Origin of the sequence: Sorangium sp. So ce394 (assembly GCF_051474665.1) — a bacterium.
GTDB classification, from domain to species: domain Bacteria; phylum Myxococcota_A; class Polyangia; order Polyangiales; family Polyangiaceae; genus Sorangium; species Sorangium cellulosum_D.
The window spans coordinates 8,882,933-8,904,896 of record NZ_CP150339.1 but is presented as its reverse complement, the minus strand read 5'-3'; the positions used below and the strand labels follow the sequence as shown (position 1 = coordinate 8,904,896).

Sequence of the window (21,964 nt, the reverse complement as noted above, 5' to 3'; positions counted from 1 at the left end):
GTCACGGGCCGCCGCGCGCGCCGCTGTCCCCTTCGAGGATGATCTTGATGAACCGGTATACTCAGGAGCGTTTCTAAATGGTAACTTAAACTTGGCCGCACCTCGACACTGAACCGCCGGCCGGGACCCGTCGCTGAAAGGGGGAACAAGATGTTCCTTTGCTGGACACGGACTGTTGCGCTGCTCGCAATACCTCTGGTTACTACCGCCTGCATCGGGGCCGAGATCGACGACGAAGCCGACGAAGAGCTCGAAGAGCCGATCGGCGAGGCGGAGGGCGCCGTCGTGGCTGGGAACGGCGCCCTGTCCAATATCATCAACCGGAACGCGCTCCTCTCCGGCGCGCTCACCCCGAGCCTGCTCGGCGCAAACGCGCTCAAGCCCAGCGCGCTCAGCGCCGCCGCGCTCGCAGCCATCCAGGATCCAGGACCTCAGGGCACCTTGTCAAGGCAGCTCCTCCAGTACGTCGTGAGCTGTGCGCTCCGGCCGGACCAGTCGTTCTCGTTCACGTGGACCGACAGCGGCGGTACGAGCCGACAGGAGACATACAGCGGCTACCTCGGGATCGTGGACTGGTGGGTGTACGGCCCGCTCACGGATCCCTTCTACCAGCGCTACATCTCCGCGTGCCTCGCCGCGCGCACGAACTATTACGGCGTCCCGGTGATGATCTCCCTGCGCGCGAGCCAAGTATCCATGGGCTCGTCGTGGAACGAGCGCTCGACCTACTCGGTCAGGGAGGGCGCGTTCTGGGGCAACCTGTTCACCTCGACGCCCTACCTACGTGCCTGCCACTCGCCGGCAGGCGTCGCGCGCGCGCGGGCGCTGAAGCGTGACTGTGCGGCAGGTCACATCAAGCCCGACCCGGGGACCGGGGCGCCGATCACGGAGCCGTGCGGCCCCATCGCGCTCGCGGGGTCGTGCGATACTGTGTGCGAAGCGGTGGTCGCCGACGGCGGCTTCTACTCCCAATGCCTCGACAACCCGGCGATCTCGTCCTCGGCGCGCACGGATGTGGTGATCACGTCCTTCCTGCCGCCGTAAAATGCGGCATGGGCTCCGAGGTCCAGCGGAACCAGGATCCCGAGCGCGCACCTCCGGAACATCGGCGCTGCCCGTCGTGCGGGCGGCGGAACCCGGGCTCGTGCCCCGAGTGCCCGCCGCAGCCGCATCGCGATGAGGCGAGCCCGTCGGACATCACCGAGGTCGTCCCCGTGTCGCTGCCGCGCTTCCCGGGCTACCGGACGCGCAGGGTCCTCGGGCAGGGCGGCTTCGGCACCGTGTTCGAGGCCGAGCCCGAGGGCGGCGGGGCGCCGGCGGCGATCAAGCTCGCGCGCGCCGATCGCCGCGGGGCGGCCCCGCGGCTCCGGCGCGAGATCGAGGCGCTCCTCGCCGTGGGGCCCCCCCACGTGCCGGCCGTGCACGCGCGCGGCGCGCTGGACGACGGCTCCCCGTACGCCGTGCTCGATCTCGTCGCCGCGCCCACGCTCGCCGCCCGCCTCGCCGCGCGGCCGGCGCCGCGGCTCGACGAGGCTGCCCAGCTCGGCCTCGCGACGCTCGCGGCCCTGGAGGCCGTGCACGCGCGCGGCTACGTGCACTGCGATCTCAAGCCCGAGAACATCTTCGTCGATCGCTCGGGGAAGGCGACCCTCATCGACCTCGGCATCGCCCGCGTCGTGGGGCGGCGCGACGGCGCGCAGGACGAGGACCTCGCCCTGGGGACCGCGGAGTACATGGCGCCGGAGCAGTCCGCCGGGCGCGCGGATCTCGACGCGCGCGCCGACATCTACGCGATGGGCGTCATCCTGTACGAGCTCTTCGCGGGCCGGCCTCCGTTCTGGGGGCCGCGCGCGGTGGTGCTGGAGGATCACCGGAGCCGCAGGCCGCCGCGCCTGTCGGCGCGCGCGGCCGTGCCGCGGGCGATCGAGGAGGTGGTGCACCGGTGCCTGGCCAAGGAGCGGGGCGAGCGGTTCGCGAGCGCGACCGAGCTCCGCGCCGCGCTGGAGCGCGCGCTCGGCGACGAGCTCACGGCGAGCGAGCACGGCGGGCCTCGCTCCGTGGCCGGCGCCGAGCGCCGCGCGGTGGGGCTCCTGTTCTTCGAGGGCGCGGCGGATCGGATGGCCGTGCAGCGCAGGGTCCGGGCGCTCGGCGGCGAGCTCGCGCACGCGTCCGGCGCTCGCTACGCGGCGGTCTTCGGCCACGAGGGCGCGGCGAGCCCGGCGCGCCACGCCAGGCGCGCGGCCGACGAGCTCCTGCGCGCGGGGCTGTGCGAGCGGGTGCTCATCGATCTCGCGCCCGTGTCGGTCCAGGCTCGCCCCGGCGGGGCCCGGCGCTTCCTGAGCCCGCTCTTCTCGCGCGCCGAGCGGTGGCCGGCCGCCTCCGGGCCGCCGGGGCCGTTCCTCACGCCCGCGGCGGCGGCCGCGCTCCCGGAGGCGTCGCTCGCCGCGGCGGAGGACGATCGTGCGGGGGATGGCGAGCCCCGGCCCGGCGACGACGCGCGGGAGACGACGGGCCCCGGCGCGCTCATCGGCCGCCGCGAGGTCCTCGAGCACCTCGTCCACAGCGCCGAGGAGGCGCTCCGGCTGCGGCAGCCGACGGTCGTGTCGGTGATCGGCGAGCCCGGCTACGGCAAGAGCCGCCTCTTCGTCGAGCTCGTCAGGCAGCTCCGGGAGCGCCTGCCCCAGGCCAGGCTGATCGATCTGCGCGGGCGGGAGCCGACGAGCGGCGTCGCGGACGCGACGCTCCAGGAGCTCGTGCGCGAGGCGCTCGACATCCCCGAGGCGCCCCCCGAGAGCGGCGTCCGCGCGGCGCTCGCGGAGCGGCTCGGCTCCGCGCTCGGCGAGGAGCTCGGCTCGGGGCTGGCGATGGCGCTCGGATGGGTGGACGAGCGGACGGGCGGCGAGTTCTTCCGGGACGTCGAGGCGCTCAAGGCCGTGCCCGGCGCGCTGCGCTCGGCGTGCGTGCGCGCGGCGGGCGAGTGCCTGCGCCGGTGCGCCGCGGCCGCGCCGGCCGTCGTCGTCCTCGACGACGCGCAGTTCGCGCACGAGGCGACGCTGGCGGCGCTCGAGTACGCGGCGCTCGGGGACGGGGCCGCGCCGCTGTGGGTGTGCGCGATGGGGCGCCCCGCCTTCGCCGAGGCGCAGCCCTCCTGGGGCGAGCGGGCGGCGCGGCGTGAGGTCGTGCGGCTCGATCCCCTCGATGCCGACAGCGCGCGGGCGCTCTGCCGGCGCCTGCTCCTGCCCGCGCGGGACGTGCCGGAGTCGGCGATCGATCGCCTGATCGAGCGGGCGCAGCGGGTGCCGCTGCTCCTCGTGGAGCTCGTGCACGGGCTCAAGCGCGAGGGGATCTTGCGCCGGCACCCGCGGGGCGACGCGTGGTACCTGGCGACCGACGAGCTCGAGCGTCTGCCGGCGCTGCCGCTCCTCGATCCGCTGGCGCAGGGGGAGATCGAGGCGCTCGGGCCGGCGCTCGGGGCGCACGCGCGGCTCGTCTCGCTGCTCGGCGCCGAGGTGTCGCCCGACGAGATCGCGGGCGTCTTGAGCCACCTCGATCGGCGCGGCGAGGGCGCGGCCTTCCCGCTGGACGCGCGGGTCGGGACCGAGCGGCTGCTCAAGGCGGGCGTGCTGGTCGCCGATCGGAAGGGCCGGCTCGGGTTCCGTCACGCGCTGATGCGGGAGGCGATCGCGCAGGGGGTCGCCGAGGGCGAGCGGCGGCGGATCCACCTCGCCGCGTACGAGCACCACCGCGAGGCGGCGCACGAGAGCCGGGAGCAGCGGCGGTTCAAGATCGCCCACCACGCGGCCGAGGCGGGGCTCTCGGCGGTGGCGGAGGCGGCCTACCTGGAGCTGGCCGAGCGGGCGCGGGAGCGGCACGCCTACATGGAGGCGGAGCTGCACTACAGCCGCGCGCTGGCGCAGCCGGCCCCGGATCGCGGCGCGCGGCGGAGGGCGGCCTACCGGGGCCGGGGGCTGATGCGCTACCGGCTCGGCCGCTACCACGACGCGCTCGGGGATCTCGCGCGCGCGCGCGCGATGGCGATCGAGGAGGGGGAGGCGATCGAGCAGATCGAGATCTTGCTCGACGAGGCCATCACGCTCGACTGGATGGACGACTACGGGCGATCGAAGGAGCGGGTGGAGCAGGCGAAGGCGCTCGCGAGCGGCGAGCTGCCCCCGGCGCTCTCGGCGCGCCTGTCGATGGGGGCGGCGCTGTCGCTCCACCGGGAGAGCCGGGAGGAAGAGGCGGCGCGCGAGTTCGAGCGCGCGGCGGCGCAGGCGGAGGCGCTTGGCGACGCGGGCTACGAGACGCTGGTGGTGTCGCTGCTCGTCCTCGGCTTCATCTACCAGGGGCTGAGCAAGCTGGACGAGGCCGGGGCGGCGCTGGATCGGGCGATCCGGATGTGCGAGGCGCGCGGCGATCTCCTGCACCTCGGGCCGGCCATCAACAACCGGGCGCTCCTGCGCGCGTGCCTCGGCGACAACGAGGGCATGATCCTGGACATGTGCCGTCTCCTCGCCCTCTCGCGCGAGCTGGGCCTCGGGGCGATGGAGCTCATGGGGGAGTTCAACCTCGGCGAGTACCTGTACATGGTGGGCAATCTCGAGATGGCGATGCCGCACGTGGAGCGGGCCGCGCACCTGGAGCGCCAGCAGCGGGGGGAGGAGGCGCGCCCTTGGGCGCAGCTCCTCCAGGCGAGGCTGCTCCTCTATCGAGGCGACGAGGACAAGGCGCGGGAGATCATCGAGACCATCCGGGCCCAGCAGGCGAAGGCGATCGCCGCGGGGCGCGGGGGCCTGGAGATGGCCCCCGCGGAAGAGGTGCTGTGGTCGATGATCGACCTGGCGACGCGCGACGCCACCGACGAGGAATGGGATGAGCTCGAGGGGCGGTCGGCCCGCTGCTCCGTGGGCCAGGAGCAGATCGAGGTGATCGAGGCGCGGGCGCGGGCGCGCTCGCGCCGCGGCCGCCACGCCGAGGGGAAGGCGGCGCTCGCGCGGGCGATCGAGGCGGCCGAGCGGATCCCCAACTGGATGAGAGAGCGGCTCGAGCGGCAGCGAGGGAGCTAGGAGCCCATGGATGGCGCGGCGAGCCCGCCCTCGCCGTGGAGCGAGTCCCGGACAACGCCCGCACGCTCGAGCTCGCGCGGCGGTGGCTCGACGGCTGACGCAGCGCCGCGTTCACGCGCGTCGCCGGCCGCACGCGAGCCGCAGGATGCCGCCGAGGAGCGCGAGCCACGGCGAAAGCGGGCCGCCCGACGGCGCGCCGCCCGCGGCGTGGCAGTCACAGCCGGGTCCGCCGCCGCCGAGCCCGCCGCTGCTGCCCCACGACGACGACGACGACGCCTCGCTCGACGAGCTCGCCGCGCCCGAGGCCGCCCCGCCGCCGCCCTCCCCCCCCGGGCAACCCTGGTTCGATGCATGCCCGGGCTCGGTCGGGCACTCGTCGTGGACGTCCCTCACGAAGTCGTTGTCGTCGTCGGCGTCGCACGCGTCCCCTGCGCCGTCGCCGTCGGTGTCGGCCTGATCGGCGTTCTCTCGAGCCTCGCAGTTGTCGCACGCGTCGCCCACGCCGTCGCCGTCGGTGTCGGCCTGGTCCGGGTTCTTCACGTCAGGGCAGTTGTCCATGCCGTCGAGCGCGCCGTCGCCGTCCGAGTCGGCGAGATCCTCGTCGCAGGCGTCGCCGGTCCCGTCGCCGTCCGAGTCCTCCTGGCCGGGGTTCTCCGCCTTGGGGCAGTTGTCCGCGTCGTTGTTCACGCCGTCTCCGTCGTCGTCGGCGTCGCACGCGTCACCCACGCCGTTGCCGTCCGAGTCCCGCTGATCGGCGTTGTGCGTCCGAGGGCAGTTGTCGTCGGCGTCGAGGACCGTGTCGTCGTCGTCGTCCGGGTCGCAGGCGTCGCCGGCGCCGTCGCCGTCGGTGTCGCGCTGGGTCGAGTTGGCGATGGAGGGGCAGTTGTCCGAGCCATCCAGCGCGCCGTCGTCGTCGTCGTCCGGGTCGCAGGCGTCGCCGGCGCCGTCGCCGTCGAGATCCTCCTGACGCGGGTTCTCCGCATGGGGGCAGTTGTCGCCCGCGAGCACGCCGTCGCCGTCGAAGTCGATGGCGCCGGGCGTCGGGACGGCGCACGCGGCCCAGGTCGACGACGTCGGCTCGCCGGTCTCGATCGCGCCGGTCACCCCGTTCCCCCCGCTCGCGCTCTGGGCGCCTTCGGTGAAGTCCTGCCGGCAGCTCCCGTTCGCGGCCGACAGCGGCGCGTGCAGCGCGGCGTCGTCCGCCGCGTCGTCCAGGTAGGCGCTCGGCGCGGCCCCGGGGTCCGGCCCGTCGATCGATACACCCGTCTTGTTGACAGGCGTGTTCGCCCCCGTCACGCCATAAAAGACGTAATCGACGTCCTTCACGAGATCGCTCACGCCGTCCCAGTAAAAGAGGATCAGGCACTCATGATCGTTCGTCAGCCCGCGCGTCTCTCCCACCGATCCAGGGATCGGCAGCCGCATGTCGGGCACCCCGGCGGCCGACTTGCCCTCCGGGCCGCCGGCGCTCTGGATCTCGTAGGTGGGGGGCGCGCCCCAGCCGTTGAACGCCCTGCTCTCGTTGCACCCCATGCGGTAGCACTCGGCGCCTCCGAGCGACACGGTCTGGACCTCACCGGGGGCGATCTCGGCGCCATCCGGGAAGCGCACCAGAAAATCATTCGTATTCGGGAGCGTCGGGTCCGGCGTGACGAGCTGATAATAAAAACGGTAGTCCGCGAGGTAGTAATCCGACAGATCGACCGGCGCGCTGCCCGGGTTATAGATCTCGACGAACTCCGCGGCCGTCGGGTGGACGAGGAGCTCCGTCAGGAGGAGCTTCGCGGGGCTCGACGCCTGCGCGCGCATCCGGCCGTGGAGCGCGTCGAGCTCCAGCGTGACGACCTGCCCCGCCGCCGCGCTGAACGCGCCGTTCGAGGAGTCTCGCGGGGCGTAGCTCCAGCCGTTCGCCCCGAGCCTCGTGCTCCAGGGGCCCTGCGCCGCGAACTTGAAGGACGCGCCGGAGAGCGCCGTCCGGGCGACGAAGCGGTATGTATAGACCCCATCGCCCGCGACGCGATCGCCGAGGGTGCCGTCGTCGCGCGCGATCGTGAGGGACGAGTACGGGTTCCAGTCGGTGTCGCCCACGGAGCTCTGCCAGTCTCCGACGGCGACCCACACCTGCGGTGCGCCGCCCTCGTCGAGCGAGGCGCTGCGCGAGTCCGAGGCCGACTCGGTCGCCGGCAAGAACCCTTGTGCGGTCAGGTCGCGCCTGTCGTAGTAGAAGGTGACATCGTAGGGCGGTGTCCCGCCGGCCAGCGTGAAACGCAGGCTCTCGCCGCTGGCCGCCCCGGCGCCGCCGTCCGCCAGATCGACGCCGTTTCGCGAGATCTTGTACTCGACGTCTCCCGGCGCCGCGAACGAGACGGCCGCCGTGAAGACGCCGTCCCCGGCCGCCCTGTCCGGGGCGATCCCGTCGTCGCGGAGCGGCGCGCCGCGGCGCGCATCCCACGTCCCGAGCTCCGGCGTGGAGCCGGTCACCGTCGGCGAGGCGAGGGCCGCCCTGGGCAGGAGCGAGAGCAAAGCGAAGCTGATACCGACGAAGGAGCGGCGTCGTCGCACGGGGCCACCTCGGTGCCGGGGCGAATTATCCGGACAAGCGGAACCCTAGCGCAGGACGGACGAACAACGAAGTCACAAAGCAGGAACGATCCAGCGCGCGTGACGCGGCGTCACGCGCCATCCATCGGTGAGCGGCGAATCCCGACCTCGCCCGGGTCGAGCGGCGTAACGAGCGGCGTAAAGGTGCCTCGATGTCGCGGCCCAGGCGCGCGGGTCGCTCCAGCGACCCGCGCGACCCGCGCGGCGCCGCGCCCTCAACGCGGGACAGCCGCTGTGGCCGGGCGAGGCGAGTCCTCGCGATGCGAGATGCTCGTGAGAACGCTCTTTACGCTCGTCTGACCGGCGGGGTCGCCCGTCGCGTCGAAGAGGGCGAGCGCCCTCGTGTAGTCGAGCGCCGCGCCGGCGGTGTCGCCCCGCTCGCAGCGCAGGTCGGCGCGCGCCTTGAGCACGGCCGCCTGGCCGGCGCCGTCCCCGAGCGCCTCGAAGAGCCGGAGCGCATCCTCGTAGTCGCGCTCCGCGCCCGGGAGCGCGCCCCGCTCGCGGCGCAGGTCGCCGCGGGCCTTGAGCGCGGCGGCCTCGCCGCGCCGATCGCCGCTGTCCCGGTAGAGCAGGATCGCATTGCCGTAGTCGCGCGCCGCGAGCGCCGTCTGGCGCTCCCGCAGCCGGAGGTCGCCGCGGGCCTGCCACGTGCGCGCGTGGGTCTGCTCGCAGCCGAGCGCCCGGAGGAGCTCGGCCTGCGGGAGGATCTCGCGCGGGGCGCGGGCGCTCGCCCCGCGGCGCTCCTCGGCGCCGCTCGGCGGCGAGCGGAGCTGGCTGAGGACGCGCTCCTCCACGCCCTCGAGGATGTAGAGCGCCCGGTCGTAGTCGCGCGCCGCGCCCGCGAGATCCCCCTCGCGGAAGCACAGATCGCCGCGCGCCTTCAGCACGTTGGCCTCGCCCGGGCGATCGCGGCAGGCCCTGAGGAGCGTGAGCGCGCAGCCGTAGTCGCTCGCCGCGCCCTGCGCGTCGTCCTGGTCGAGCCGGAGGTTGCCGCGGGCGAGCAGCCCCATCGCCTCTCCGGTCCGGTCGGACGCCGCCCTGAACGCCGAGAGCGCCCGCTCCACGTCGCGCGAGGCGGCCGCGAGGTCCCCCTGCCGCCGGCGCAGGTCGCCGCGGAGCAGGAGCGCCGTCGCCTGGCCGCGCCCGTCTCCTGCCGCCGGCGCCGCCTCGAACGCGGCGAGCGCCTCGCCGTAGTCGGACGCGGCGGCCTCGAGCGCGCCCTCGCGGACGTGCAGGGCGCCGCGCGCGAGGAGCTCCTTCGCGCCGCGGAGGGCGTCGTCCTCGACCGGCGCGCTCCGCGCCGCGGCGCGCTGCGCGTTCGCGCGCACCGCCTTGCGGAGGACGTCGCGGTGACCCGGGCGGCCGCGCTCGCGGGCGGCCGGCGTGGCCCGGAGCGTCCCGAAGGTGCCCCGCCGCTTGCTCGCGAGCTCGGCGCGCCGCGCGCCCTCGAGCGCCGCCAGCGCGCGCGCGCCGAGCTCGGGGAGCGCGTCGCCGGCGAGGCGCGCCGCCTCCTCGAGCAGCCGCTGCTGGACCTCGGTCGGGAGCCCGAGATCGAGCACCGTGCAGGCGTCGACGAGCGCCCGCGCCAGCACGCCTCCGCCGCGCGCGCCGTCGCGGAACGGGGCGATGTCGAGGGCCGCGAACACCTCGCAGGCGACGCGCCGGCGCATCGCCGCCTCGGGCCGCCCCTCGACCGCGGCCGTCCAGAAGAGGAGCGCCTGCATCGCGTCCGCCGCCCCGCGGTGCAGCGCGTCCCAGCGCCCCGCGTCGCCGGCCACGTCCTTGCGGGCCACGGCGCGCACGAGCGGCGTCACCCGGTAGGTCTGCGTGGCCTGATCGAGCGACGCCAGCCGGCCATGCACGAGCAGATGAAGCGGCCGAGCGGCCGAGGGCGCGGGCTTCCCCGCCGCCGCCGCGACCGCCTCCAGCGGGACCCCCGCCGCGGGGAGCACGGCGAGCGCTTGCACCACGCCGCGCGCCTCCTCGCCGAGCGACTCCAGCGCGTCACCGAAGACCACGCCCAGGATCTCGTCCCCAGGCCCTCCTGGATCCAGGTGTGTTGCATTTTTCCGCAGATATGCCTCGGCCGACATCCCCGTCCGCCGCAGCGTGGCCGCGGCGATCTCGATCGCGGCCGGCAGGTACCCGAGGGCGGCGACGAGCGCATACGCCCACTGGACCTCTGCTGCGGGCGGGGCGTCCGTCCCCCATGCACCCTGAGAGAGGGCGGACATCGCAGCGGATACCGAGAGCACCGAGACCCTGAGCTCAGCTGTCTTCCGATCTCCGGACGTGGAGCGGAACCTCAACATTTCGCCTCTGTCATTCCCGAAGAGCTGGTTATCCGAGCAGGCGCCGCGGGCCCTCGGCCCGCGCCGACACGCCTGCTGGCTCCCGTGAGCCTGGAGATTGCTGCTGTTTCGAAGAGCTTAGCGCGGCGCGGGACGGGCTCAACGACCTTCCAGGTTTTCGCATGCGGCGGCCGGCGCTGCACGCGCTCCGCGCCGCGACTTCGCACCGGCGCCGCGCGCGCCGTGGCACGCGCCCGGCATCGGCTCGCGGCTCATGGGGAAGCGCGCCGGACGACATGGAACGTTGGAACCCTGCGCTGGACGCTCGCGCGGCGCCGCCGAGGTGTCTGTCCTGTGGCCGGATCGAAGAGCGGAGAGCCCGCGCCGCTCCGCGGATTTCGCGGCGAGGCGAGCGGCGCGGGAGGAGAGCCGCGGAAGGGAGATCCGGGTCGGCGATGAGGTCGTTTATGTGACCGAGACGGGCACCGGGGCGCCGGTGGTGCTTCTGCCCAGCATGCTGGTCGGCGGCGCGACCTACCGGCCGGCGGTGGACGCGATCGCGCGGCGCGCTCGGGTGTTCGTCGTGGAGCTGCCGGGCTCGAGCCGCGGCTCGCGGCTGCGCGCGCCGTGGTCGCTGGAGCGGTACGCGCGTTGCGTCGACGACACGCTGCGCGCGTTGCGGCTCGATCGCGTGACGCTGATCGGTCACTCGCTCTCGGGCGCTGCGGCGCTGGTCACCGGCGCCCTGTACCCCGAGCGGTTATCCGGGCTCGTGCTCGCCGATTCCGTCGGAGTCAACCCGCCGCGCTCGATCCTCTCGCTGGTGTGCGCGCGCGCGGGCGACATGCTGCTCGAGCCTCGCTTCTCCGTGCGGACGGCGCCCGCTTTCCTCTACAACCTGCTCGTCCACACGCGGAGCGCGCTGAGCCTCGTGCGGATCGCCGCGACGGTGGACCTGAGCGGCTACGCCGCGCGCGTGCGCGTGCGGACGCTGCTCGCGTGGGGCGCGCGCGATCGCACGGTGCCGCTCGGCTCGGCGCTCGCCATCCAGCGCCTGATCCCGGGCTCGACCCTCGTCGTCTCCGCGAAGGGGAGCCACGACTGGATCGTCGGGCGACCCGCCGAGTTCGCGGACGCGGTGGCGAGGTTCATTGCGCGCGGCGGCTGAGCGCCGCGGGGTCGTGGCCCGCCGGCGTGCGCGACCGCGGTCGAGGTGATCCGCGTGAGCTGCCCGCGCGGCGGAGGCGCGCCCTCGACGAGGCGACCCTGCGGCCTGCCGAGCTCGACCGGAGCACCGTGGCACACTGTCCTCCGTCCTCCGTCCTCCGTCCTCCGTCCTCCGTCCCCCGTCCTCCGTCCCCCGTCCCCCCGTCCCTCGTCCCCCGTCCTCCGTCCCCCTCTTCGTGCGCGTGACCACGCGGACACGGTCGACAAAGCTTACCCTTCGGCCTGTCCGTACGGTGGCGCGCGTCGCCGTGCCCGCCCGCCCCACTACCGTGGAGGTCTAGCGGCACGATGTAGTGCACGCGCAGCATCGTGGTCGTCACCTCGACCTTCTCTACGAGCAGTTCCACGATCGCTCGGCGATCTTCCCAGGTGCAGCGCTCCAGCCCTCGGCGCAGCCGCTCCTTCAGCTGCCGGAGCTCGTCGACGACCTCTCGCTGCTGCAGCGCACGCCGCTGGTCGTGCTGCCCTTGCGCGAGCCGTGCCTCGCACTGCTGCTTGCTTTCGTCGAGTCGGTCTCGGCGTGCTCGAAGCTCGTCGAGCGTGATCGCTCCGGCTTGGTAAGCGTCCACCAGCCGGCTGATCGCTCCCTCCATGGCTCGCGCTTCGCGCACGAGACGTCGGCGCTCCCGCTCGTACGCCTCCAGCATCGTGTGGGCCTTATCGCGCTGCGCGTCGAGCTGGGCCGCTAGCTGCTCGGGCTCCTGGAGCCAGCGCTCCAGGTCTTGCCAGAGCACTTGCTCGACGTCCTCGGCGCGCAGCGAGGGGCGCGGGCACGGGGCGGCGTCACGCCCGTTGAACCGATCCCGCCCGCCGCAAGTGTAGTACCGGTACTCGCCGCGCCCGCCGGAATCCGTGGCGCGTCCCCACAGCGTTCGGCCACATTCAGTACAGATCAGCAGCCCCCGCAGCAGATAGGGGCGCTTAACCTGCCCCGCCGTACGCTGCCGGTTGTCGCGCAAGCGCTGCTGCACCGTGGCAAACAGCTCCGGGTCGACGAGCGCCGGCACGCTCGCACCGATCCACTGCTCTTCCGGCCGGCGCCGGAAGGACGACTTGCGCCGGCGGCGGTAGTGGCGCCGATCGCGCGGGCGCCGCGGTTCAGCGGCCTCGTACTTCTGGTGATGGGCACAGCCCACGTACACACGGTTGCGCAGCAGCCCCCCGATCGTGCTCGTCTGCCATGGCCGACCCTTGCGGCTCGCGGTCCCTTGCTCCTCGAGCCGCTGCGCAACGTGCCGCAAGGGCAGGCCCTCGTAGCCTACCCACGCGAAAATCTGGCGTACCACCGACGCTTCGCACTCCTCGACCACCACCGTGCCTGGCTGATGCCGAGCTCCCGGCAGGTATCGGTAGCCGTACGGAGGATTGGCCCACCCCGGCGGCGCGCCCGAGCGTGCCCGATGCAGCATGCCACGGCGGGTCCGGTCGAGGATCTTGGCGCGCTCGTACTCGGCGAAGACCCCGCGCATCGACAGCGCCATCCGCTCCTCGTCGGTGCGCGCAGCCCCGCCGTGGATGAAGATGAGCTCAACGCCCTTGCGCGTGAGCTCGTCAAGCACAATTTGCTGATCAACGAAGCGCCGCGCCAACCGATCCGCGTCATACATCACGACGGCGTCGAGCTGCTCCTGCGCTACGGCGTCGCGCAACGCGTCGAGCCCTGGGCGCCGAAGCGTCTCGCCCGACCAGCCATCGTCGAGGTAGCGGTGCTCCGGGTCGATCGTCGCTCCCATCGCCGCAACATGGTGGTCAATGGCCGCGACCTGCGACTCGATCGTGCGCTCTTGCTCCTGCCGGCCTGTCGAGACCCGTGCATACATCCCTATCGTGCTCATGTCCCCCTCCGCTGACGCCCGCCTCGCTGGCGCGACGGAGCAACCGCTCGACCACGAGCGCCATCCGCTCGCCCGCCGCTCGTTGCCCCACGCTCCGGCGCTCGATCTTCCACTCCTTCCCCTGATGTCTTCGCTGTCCCACCCGCAAGCCTGGAGCCCGCGAAGCGCGAGCGACGGCCCAGGAACGGAACGGCGAGCTGCCTCATCCAGTGCAGCCCGAGTTTGTCGACCGTGTCCGCGTGCGCGTGCGCGTGCGCGCTAAAGCCGGAAAATCGCGCACGCGCACGCGCACGAAGGACGAGCACGAGAGACGAGCACGAGAGACGAGAGACGAGAGACGAGAGACGAGAGACGAGAGACGAGAGACGAGAGACGAGAGACGTGCACGAGAGACGAGCGGGGAGAGGATGAGGAGGTGTATCGCTCTATCTATCTCTTGGTATTCTTGATGTCTTGGCGCTCCTGCTGTCTTTGCCCCGAGGCTCCGTATCAGGGCGTTCCCTCCGGTTGACAGCGGGGTCATGGGTGATGTCTGCTCTGCGCTTGCCCTCAGCGGAGGTGCCTGTGGACGAGATCGTGAAAATCATCCATGCTTCTCAAGACGCGCTCGTCGCCCGCGATGTCGATGCGTATCTGGCGATGCTGTCCGACGATGTGGTCGTGTCCGACCCTTCCACCCCGCGCCTCGTGGGACGGGACGAGGTCCGGCGCTACGTCGAGGGGCTGCTCGCCTCCTTCAGCGAGATCGAGTTCCTGGACCGGAAGGTCTTTCCCCTCGGCCTCGGGGCCGCCATGCGGTTCACGCTGCGCACGAGGACGGCCGATGGCCGGGACGGTACGCTCGACGGCGTCGATGTGTTCGAGCTGAACGAGCAGCGCAAGATCGCGAAGATCACCAGCTACCTCGACGCGCCCGGCGCCAGCGCTGCGGCGTCGGCGCCGCAGGCGGGCGCGCTCGAGGTGTACTGGGCCAGCGGCAGCCCGCCCGCCTGGCGGGTCCTGCTGCTGCTCGCGGTGAAGGGGGTGCCTTACACGTCCAAGCTCCTCCAGCTCTCGAGAGAGGAGCACACGGCGCCGGCGTACCTGGAGGTGAGCCCGCGCGGGAAGGTGCCGGCGATCCGCGACGGGGCGTTCTGCCTCCACGAGTCGCTGGCGATCATGGCCTACCTCGACAGAAAGCACCCGTCCCCGCCGCTCTTCGGCGAGTCGGCCGAGGAGGCGGGCGCGATCGCGCGCGTCCTCGCCGAGCACGAAAACTACCTGTACCCGGCGCTCGGCCAGATCGCGCGCGCGGTCTTCTCCGGCGATCCGACCGCGCTCGCCGGCGAGGAGCCGGCCGTGCGCGCGGCGGTCGCCACGCTGCACGAGGAGCTCGCGCGGTTCGAGACGTCGCTCGCGCTGCGCGACTACCTCGCAGGCCCGCGCCTCTCGGCGGCCGACCTCACCGTCTACCCGTCGATCCAGCTCGCCGTGCGCGCCGCGACCCGCCCCGCCGCAGCGCCGCTCGATCTCGCCGTCGCGCCGCTGGCCGCGCGCTACCCGAAGCTCGCGGCGTGGGGCGCGCGCATCGAGGCGCTGCCCGGCTACGACGCGACGTACCCGCCGCACTGGCGCGCGGCATGATCCTCCGAAGCGCACGCGCCGCATCGTCCCGCCGGCGGCGACGTGCGCCCGTGCGCGCGGGACGGCGTCGCGCTCACGCGCGACGCGCTCACATGCAACGCGCGGGACGGCGGCGCGCTCACATGCGGCGCCCGGGACGGCGGCGCGCTCACACGCGGCGCGCTCACACGCGGCGCGCTCACGAGCGGCGCGCGCGGCAGCGGCTCAGCGCGCGCGCCGCGCGGATCAGAGGGCGTCGAGCTCGGCCGCCGCCTGCACCGGGTGGGCGGCGTGGATCGTGGGCGCGCGCGGCGCGGCGAGGCTGCCTGCCGCGAGCAGCGGCAAGGGCGCGCGCGGCGGGGCGAGGCTCTCCGACTGGAGCTTCATGAGCTCCTCGCGCTGGTACTTCCACACGGTCCGATAGCGGAAGAACGGCACCGCCGGGTAGAGGTGGTGGATCAGGTGATACGTCTGCCCGAAGAGCAGCACGTTGAACAGCGCGCTGTCGATCGCGCGCGTCGCGCGATACCGGTTCTGCGCCGCCGTGGTCTCGTGCGGGTAGTGAGGCAGGTAGTCGAAGGCGAACGCGAGGAAGAAGATCGCGAGCCGCGCCGGCACGATCCAGTAGAGCAGCGCGAGCTCGCCGTGGCCGAGCCCGAAGGCCAGCGCCACGATCGCGAACATCGCCGCGAGCGTCGCGATCGTCTCGATCCGCTCGCTGCGCTTCTGCGCGTGGTACGAGCGCAGAAACAGGTAGTAGTAGTGGAGATCCTGCGTCGCCCAGCGCAGCGGGAGCAGGTACCACGGGCCGCGCCCGCTCCAGTGGTCGGGATCCCGGTCCGCGTCGTTCGTGTGCTTGTGATGCTCGAGGTGGAAGTGACGCACCGCCGGGAACGGCGCCATGAGCAGCAGCCCGGACAGCCGTCCGACCACGCCGTTCAGCAGCGCGGAGCGCGCCAGCGACCGGTGCGCGGCCTCGTGCATCGGCGTGAACGCGGCGTACGCCGCGACCGCCGCCGCGAGCACCGCCGGCACCGTCGACACGAGGCCCGCGACCCCCGCGTAGACCGACGCCGCGAACAGCGCGTACGACCCCGCGAAGAGCGCCAGCGTCGGCCACTCGATCGGCCGGGTCTGCAGCAGGCCGCTCGCCAGCGGGAGCACGCTCCAGACCGCCGGCCGCCCGGACGGTCTCCCCGACGGCCTCCCTGAGGGCCGCCCGGACGGTCGCGCCGACGGCCGCCCAGAGGGCCGGCTGGAGCGAGGCTCGTCGTTGTTCATCGTGAAATTCCAGACCGCTGGCCGCCCCGATGGACGACTGAGTCGATTCTCGTCGTTGTTCATGGCGTTCAACACTCCCGGGGGAAGCTTCGGTTCTTCACTTTGGTACAGCGGACGACGGACGCCGGATCAAGCGCAAGCGAACGTTCGACCACCCGAGACCGCGCTCCAGGGATCGCGCCGCGAGATCGTCAGCGGCCGGCGATCTCCAGAGCGAGGTCCTCCACGGCCACTCTCTCGAATGAACAGGGGAGCGCCATGGGCGTTTCCGCTGCGAGAGAAGGCGAGAGTTGCTCGCAGACGAGCACGAATCCAATCTAGCAGCCTCGCAACAAGAGCACAACGAGACTTTCGGAGCGATGCGTTGGGCTTCTGGTTAGCTGGATTTCAGGGACAGGCTCTTCTGCTCGGCCTTCACGGGCTTCACGGGCTTCACGGCGTTCACGGCCTTCACAGCGTTCGCAGCGGGCGCGGCTGTTGCAGTCGTTGCGGCGACCGGCGGCCGCGCGAGCGCGGCTTGACGGCGTGTCCGGGGCCAGCCCGGAGGCGAGGCGCTGAGCTCGCCGACGCCGTCGGAACAGTGCGGGCGCGCTTTTTCTTTCTCTCTCCTTCGAGTTCCTTCTAGGCGCCGCCGGGCGCCGGAGCGCCGCCCTGCCGCAGCATCGCGCTCACCTCGCTGGCACAACCCCACGCGAGCGTGTACCCCGCGCCACCATGGCCGTAATTGTGGATCACGCGGCCTTCGCGCTCGAGGCGCACGACGCTCCGGTACGGGCGCAGGCCGGCGCGCGCGCGGAGCAAGGGGCCTGGCCGAAGGCCGGCCGCCCGCACCCGCTGGAGCATTGCGTCAGTACGCTCGGGGTCGGGCGTCAGCGAGCGGTCGTCAGGGGACGGAACGACGCAGCCGCCAATCACGATCTCGCGACGCCGCGGGATCACATAGACGAGCGCGGATTCGTCCCTTTCATCACCCAATGCGACATCTAGGTGAATCTCGCCCGGCTCCACGATCGCTACCTGGCCGTAAAGGGCGAGGAGCTCGCCGTCGCCGGTGAGGGCGCGCGCCCCGAGCCCGGTGCAATTCACGACCACGTCGCCCTCGACCTCGGCGAGCGATCGCACGCGCTCGATGCGCACCGGGCGGTGGAGCTGGGACTCCAGCCAGGGCAGGTGCAGCGACGGCTCGATGCGCGGCGCCGTGAACCGGAAGCTGTGGGGCGCGCCCAGCGGGTGCGGTCCTGGCTCGATCGCGAGGTCCGGGACGCTCGGGGCCCACCAGGGCAGCTGCACGTCGTCCGACGCCTCGCGCGTGGTCAGGAGATCCACCCCCGCCTCCGGGTGCTCCCGGGCGATGCGCGTGAGCTCATCGAGCGTCGCCCGCGACCACGCGTTCACGCGCTCGGGCGGGTTCGCCGCGAACGGGTGCCACAGCGCGGCCGCGACCGCGGACGTCGTGTGCTCGCCGCGCTCCGCCGCGATCACCTGCACGCGGTGGCCGTCGCGCTGGAGGACGACCGCCGTGGTCAATCCGATCACCCCTGCGCCCACGACGGTGACGTCCAGCCCCGGAGCTTGCTTCGCCGATGACTCCACGATCGCGCGCTCTAGCACGCTGAGCCCGTGCGTCGAGACCGCGCGCCGCGCCCGTGGATCGAGGCCGAGCGGCGGGCGAGGCCGGTCGGCGGGCGAGGCCGATCGGCCGGCCGCCCCGGGCGCGCTGACGCCGCCGCGCAGGCGGTGCTACGGAGTCGCGGATCCGCAGCGCCGGATCGCGGCCGTCCTGCGGCTCGGCGCGCGACGCGAGGGACCATGTCGAGCCACCGCTTCAACGATCCGGAGATCGCCGCCGTGTACCGCGCCATCCACGAGCGGCGCGACATGCGCCACTTCCTGCCCGGGCCGGTGGACCCCGACGCGCTCGCCAGGCTGCTCGCGGCCGCGCACGCGGCGCCGAGCGTGGGCATGATGCAGCCCTGGCGCTTCGTGCGGATCACGGCGCCGGCGCTCCGGCGCGGCATCCACGCGCTCGTCGAGGCGGAGCGCCTCGCCACGGCGCGCGCGCTCGGCGAGCGCGAGGACGAGTTCATGCGCCTCAAGGTCGAGGGCGTCCTGGAGTGCGGCGAGCTGCTCGTCGCCGGCCTCATGGCGGGGCGCGAGGCGCACGTGTTCGGCCGCCGCACGATGCCCGAGATGGATGTCGCGTCGGTGGCCGCGGCCATCCAGAACCTGTGGCTCGCCGCGCGCGCGGAGGGGCTCGGCGTCGGGTGGGTGTCGCTCTTCGAGCCGGACCGGCTGGCCGCGCTGCTCGGCATGCCGCCGGGCAGCAGGCCGCTCGCCATCCTCTGCGTCGGTCACGTGGAGGAGTTCTACGGTCGCCCCATGCTCGAGGCGTGCGGCTGGGCAGCGCGCCGCCCGCTCTCGGAGCTCGTCGCCGAGAACGTCTGGCCCGAGGAAGCCACCGCGCCCGCGGGCCGCCGCCCGTGAGCGCGTCGCGCTCGCGCCGGCGAGCGCGCGAGCGCGCGAGCGAGACGAGCGCGACGGGCGAGCCGCGCTGCGCGGCCTACGGGTCCCGCGCGCAGCGGGCGCCGATGTTGTTGACGCGGTCGAAGGGGTAGCTGAAGTCGCGGTTACCCGCGCGCAGGTCCGCCGCCGGCGCGCGGTAGCTCCCGCCGCGCGTGACCCGCGTCGCGTCGCGCTCGCCGTCCACGCGATGCACGCAGTCGATGCACGGCGTGGGGAGCGCGTCGCGCCACCAGTCCATCGTCCACTCCCACAGGTTGCCGGCCAGATCCGAGTGCCCCCATCGCCCGTCTCCGCTCGGCTTCGACCCCACCGGCAGGATGTCGCTCAGCGCGCAGTCTCCCGCGGCGCTCCCATCGCCGGTGCAACCATAGGCGGCGCGCTCGCTGTCGAGGGCGGCGCCCCACGGGTACGGCCGGTGCTCGTCGCCGCCGGCCGCCGCGTAGTTCCACTCCGCCTCGGTGGGCAGGCGGCCGCCGTCCCACGCGCAGAACGCGAACGCCTCGAACCACGTGATGCAGTTGATCGGGAGCTCCTCGTTCGGCCCCGGCGCGTCGGTCCATGTCCAGAGGCGATCACCATTGCATTGCAGCGACGATTTCAGCGCCGCGGTGTTCGGCTCGAGCCGCTGGTTCCACCCCGCGATCCATCCGCTGCCGTCGACGTGAGGGTTCCGGCCAGCCCCGATCGCGGGCGGGTTCGCCTGCACGCCCCGGCCGGCCTCCACGAAGGCTCGAAATCGACCCACCGTGATCTCGAATTTGTCCAGCCGGAAATCGCTGACGGCCGCAGGGAACGAGTCGTCCGTGCTCGAAGCGCCATCGTAGCTCCTCAGGTACGTGCCGCAGGGGACCAACCTGTTGCCGCAGCAGCTCGCGCCGCCAGGTCCGCAGCTGTCCCCGGCGCCGGGCGCGCCGCTCGCGCAGCTCGGCGGCATGGCCATCACGTCCGGCGCGCCGCACGCGTTCGGGCAACCCGGGTCCCCGCACTCGCCGCATTCATCGCCGCCCTCGCACGGCACGCAGACCCCGGCGGCATCGCACTCCGCGCCGCCGTCCGGCCCGCAGGGCGTCCCCGCCGGCCGCGGCCGCTGCGCGCACGCGCCCTCGCTGCACACCGCTTCGATGCACGGGCCCTGCGCCGGCGGGCAATCCTCCGCCGGATCGACGCAGGCCCCCGGCCCGTCGCCGCCGCCGGCGCCGCCGCTGCTGCCGCTGCTGCTGCTGGCGCCGTCGCCGCTGCCGCCGCTGCCGCCGCGACCGCCGTCTCCAGGCTCGGCGCCGGAGCCCCCGTCGCCGCGATCGTCGGGGAAATCGCGGACCCGCGCATTGCAACCCGACACGAGAGAGATGGACACGAGGAGCGCCAATTGTCTCATGTACGGCATGATACGCCATGGCGTGCGCCACGGCGTCGCGTCGAGCGCAGGGAGGCTCGACCCGGGCGACGCGGGCCGTGCCTCCGGCGAGCGCGAGCCCGGGCGTGCTCTGTCGGCCGGGGCGGCCGCCGTGATGGCGGGGCCGCGCTCGCCGCCGCGCCGCCCGCGCCGTGACCTCGTCAGGCGCGCGGCGACTCGACGGCTCCGGATTGGCTACTTGCGCTGCGCGGCGCCGCCTTCGCGTCGCCCGGGCTCGATCTGGCCGACGTCGCGGACAGCGCCATTGGCGGCGCTCGTGGCCATGAGCGCATAGGCCCGCAGGGCAGGGGAGACCTTGCGATCGCGGTTCGGCTTGAACGCATCGGCGCCCCGCGCCTCGGCGGCGCGGCGGCGGCGCTCGAGCTCCGCGTCGCTGACGAGGACGTCGATGGTCCGGGCGGGGATGTCGATCCGGATGCGGTCGCCCTCCTCGATGAGCCCGATGTTCCCGCCCTCGGCCGCCTCGGGCGAGACGTGCCCGATGCTCAGGCCCGACGTGCCGCCGCTGAACCGGCCGTCGGTGATGAGGGCGCACGCCTTGCCGAGGCCCTTCCCCTTCAGGAACGACGTCGGATAGAGCATCTCCTGCATGCCCGGGCCGCCCTTCGGCCCCTCGTAGACGATGACGACCACGTCGCCCGAGCGGATCTGGTTGTTCCAGATCGCGTCGCACGCCGCCTCCTGCGACTGGAACACCCGCGCGGGCCCCTCGAACTTCCAGATCTCGGGGTCGACGCCCGCGGTCTTCACGATGCAGCCGTCCGCCGCGATGTTGCCGTAGAGCACGGCGAGGCCGCCCTCGCGGCTGTACGCGTGAGCGACGTCGCGGATGCAGCCCTTCTCGGCGTCGTCGTCGGTGTCGGCGAAGTACTTGTCCTGCGAGAACGCGACCGTGGTCGGGACGCCGCCCGGCGCGGCGAGCGCGCGCTTCTTCGCGGCCGCCGTCGCGGTGGGGCGGCGGATGTCGTTCTCGTCGATCGCGTCGCCGAGCGTGGGCGCGTGGACCGTGCCCACCTGCCGGTGGATGAGCCCCGCGCGATCGAGCTCCCCGACGATCGTCAGCACGCCGCCCGCGCGGTGCACGTCCTCGACGTGGTGGTGCGACGACGGCGCCACCTTGCAGATGTTCGGCACCTTGCGCGACATCCGGTCGATGTCCGACATCTTGAAGTCCACCTGCGCCTCGCGGGCCACCGCCAGGAGGTGGAGGACCGTGTTCGTCGAGCCGCCCATCGCGATGTCGAGCGCCATCGCGTTCTCGAAGGCCTCGAACGTCGCGATGCTCCGCGGCAGCACCGAGGCGTCCCCGTCGACGTAGTAGCGCTTCGCGAGCTCGACGACGCGCTTCGAGGCCGCCTCGAAGAGCTCCCAGCGCGCCGCGTGCGTCGCGAGCAGCGTGCCGTTGCCGGGCAGCGCCAGGCCGAGCGCCTCGTTGAGGCAGTTCATGCTGTTCGCCGTGAACATGCCGGAGCACGAGCCGCAGGTCGGGCACGCGGACCGCTCCATCGCGGCGAGATCCGCGTCGGACACCTTGTCGTCGCTCGCCGCGATCATCGGATCGATGAGGTCGAGCTTGCGGATGAGCGGCTTGCCGTCGCGGTCGTGCGTCCCGACGATCTTGCCCGCCTCCATCGGACCGCCGGAGACGAAGACGGTCGGCACGTTGAGCCGCATCGCCGCGAGCAGCATGCCGGGCGTGATCTTGTCGCAGTTCGAGATGCAGAGCAGCGCGTCGGCGCAGTGCGCGTTGACCATGTACTCGACGCTGTCGGCGATGAGCTCCCGGCTCGGCAGCGAGTACAGCATGCCGGCGTGGCCCATCGCGATGCCGTCGTCGATGGCGATGGTGTTGAACTCGACGCCCCACCCGCCCGCGGCGTCGATGACCTTCTTCGCCCGCTGCCCCACGTCGTGGAGGTGGACGTGCCCCGGGACGAACTGCGTGAAGCTGTTGGCAATGGCGATGATCGGCTTCTCGAAGTCCGCGTCCTTCATGCCGGTGGCGCGCCACAGCGCGCGCGCCCCTGCCATGTTGCGTCCCTGGGTGGATGTACGACTGCGGTATCCGGCCATGCCCGGAACCTACTCCGTTCCAGCCGTGGCGCCTAGCCGACAGGCGGGGCC

At 73.1% G+C, this 21,964-nt stretch carries 12 protein-coding genes; 5 read left to right on the top strand and 7 right to left on the bottom strand.

Going from position 1 to position 21,964, the window contains the following annotated elements; all coding sequences use genetic code 11:
• Positions 1–150 precede the first annotated feature (150 nt).
• A complete protein-coding gene (locus WMF33_RS32645; protein ID WP_437332295.1) occupies positions 151–1,044 on the top strand; it encodes a hypothetical protein in 894 nt (297 codons plus the stop codon).
• 8 nt (positions 1,045–1,052) lie between these two features.
• Positions 1,053–5,066 (top strand): serine/threonine-protein kinase, encoded by a 4,014-nt coding sequence (locus WMF33_RS32640; protein WP_437332294.1) that lies wholly within the window; start codon positions 1,053–1,055, stop codon positions 5,064–5,066.
• A 111-nt stretch (positions 5,067–5,177) separates the two neighbouring features.
• Here WMF33_RS32640 and WMF33_RS32635 read toward each other — a convergent pair whose 3' ends face one another.
• A complete protein-coding gene (locus WMF33_RS32635) occupies positions 5,178–7,628 on the bottom strand; it encodes a thrombospondin type 3 repeat-containing protein (protein WP_437332293.1) in 2,451 nt (816 codons plus the stop codon).
• 254 nt (positions 7,629–7,882) lie between these two features.
• Positions 7,883–9,901, bottom strand: coding sequence for a hypothetical protein (locus WMF33_RS32630; RefSeq protein WP_437332292.1), 2,019 nt, complete (start codon positions 9,899–9,901; stop codon positions 7,883–7,885).
• Positions 9,902–10,427: 526 nt separating this feature from the next.
• Here WMF33_RS32630 and WMF33_RS32625 point away from each other — a divergent pair.
• A complete protein-coding gene (locus WMF33_RS32625) occupies positions 10,428–11,126 on the top strand; it encodes an alpha/beta fold hydrolase (RefSeq protein ID WP_437332291.1) in 699 nt (232 codons plus the stop codon).
• Here the strand turns inward: WMF33_RS32625 and WMF33_RS32620 are convergent.
• The gene (locus tag WMF33_RS32620) at positions 11,107–13,005 is read right to left on the bottom strand and encodes a recombinase family protein (RefSeq protein ID WP_437339547.1); all 1,899 of its coding nucleotides are present in this window, start codon (positions 13,003–13,005) and stop codon (positions 11,107–11,109) included. The genes WMF33_RS32625 and WMF33_RS32620 overlap by 20 nt on opposite strands.
• Before the next feature lie 591 nt (positions 13,006–13,596).
• Here WMF33_RS32620 and WMF33_RS32615 point away from each other — a divergent pair.
• Positions 13,597–14,643 (top strand): nuclear transport factor 2 family protein, encoded by a 1,047-nt coding sequence (locus WMF33_RS32615; protein WP_437332290.1) that lies wholly within the window; start codon positions 13,597–13,599, stop codon positions 14,641–14,643.
• Positions 14,644–14,868: 225 nt separating this feature from the next.
• On the opposite strand, the gene WMF33_RS32610 is transcribed toward WMF33_RS32615, so the two are convergent.
• Together WMF33_RS32610 and WMF33_RS32605 are read right to left on the bottom strand one after the other, a co-directional pair.
• Positions 14,869–15,786 (bottom strand): fatty acid desaturase, encoded by a 918-nt coding sequence (locus WMF33_RS32610; protein WP_061624457.1) that lies wholly within the window; start codon positions 15,784–15,786, stop codon positions 14,869–14,871.
• Positions 15,787–16,524: 738 nt separating this feature from the next.
• On the bottom strand, positions 16,525–17,496 hold the full coding sequence (locus tag WMF33_RS32605; RefSeq protein WP_437332289.1) for an FAD-dependent oxidoreductase: 972 nt from the start codon (positions 17,494–17,496) through the stop codon (positions 16,525–16,527).
• Positions 17,497–17,712: 216 nt separating this feature from the next.
• Here WMF33_RS32605 and bluB point away from each other — a divergent pair, with 216 nt between their 5' ends.
• A complete protein-coding gene (gene bluB / locus WMF33_RS32600; protein ID WP_437332288.1) occupies positions 17,713–18,387 on the top strand; it encodes a 5,6-dimethylbenzimidazole synthase in 675 nt (224 codons plus the stop codon).
• Positions 18,388–18,463: 76 nt separating this feature from the next.
• On the opposite strand, the gene WMF33_RS32595 is transcribed toward bluB, so the two are convergent.
• Both WMF33_RS32595 and ilvD read right to left on the bottom strand, forming a co-directional pair.
• Positions 18,464–19,801: a formylglycine-generating enzyme family protein gene (locus WMF33_RS32595; protein WP_437332287.1), complete on the bottom strand. Its 1,338-nt coding sequence runs from the start codon at positions 19,799–19,801 to the stop codon at positions 18,464–18,466.
• 213 nt (positions 19,802–20,014) lie between these two features.
• A complete protein-coding gene (ilvD, locus tag WMF33_RS32590) occupies positions 20,015–21,913 on the bottom strand; it encodes a dihydroxy-acid dehydratase (RefSeq protein ID WP_437332286.1) in 1,899 nt (632 codons plus the stop codon).
• Between the last annotated feature and the right edge of the window lie 51 nt (positions 21,914–21,964).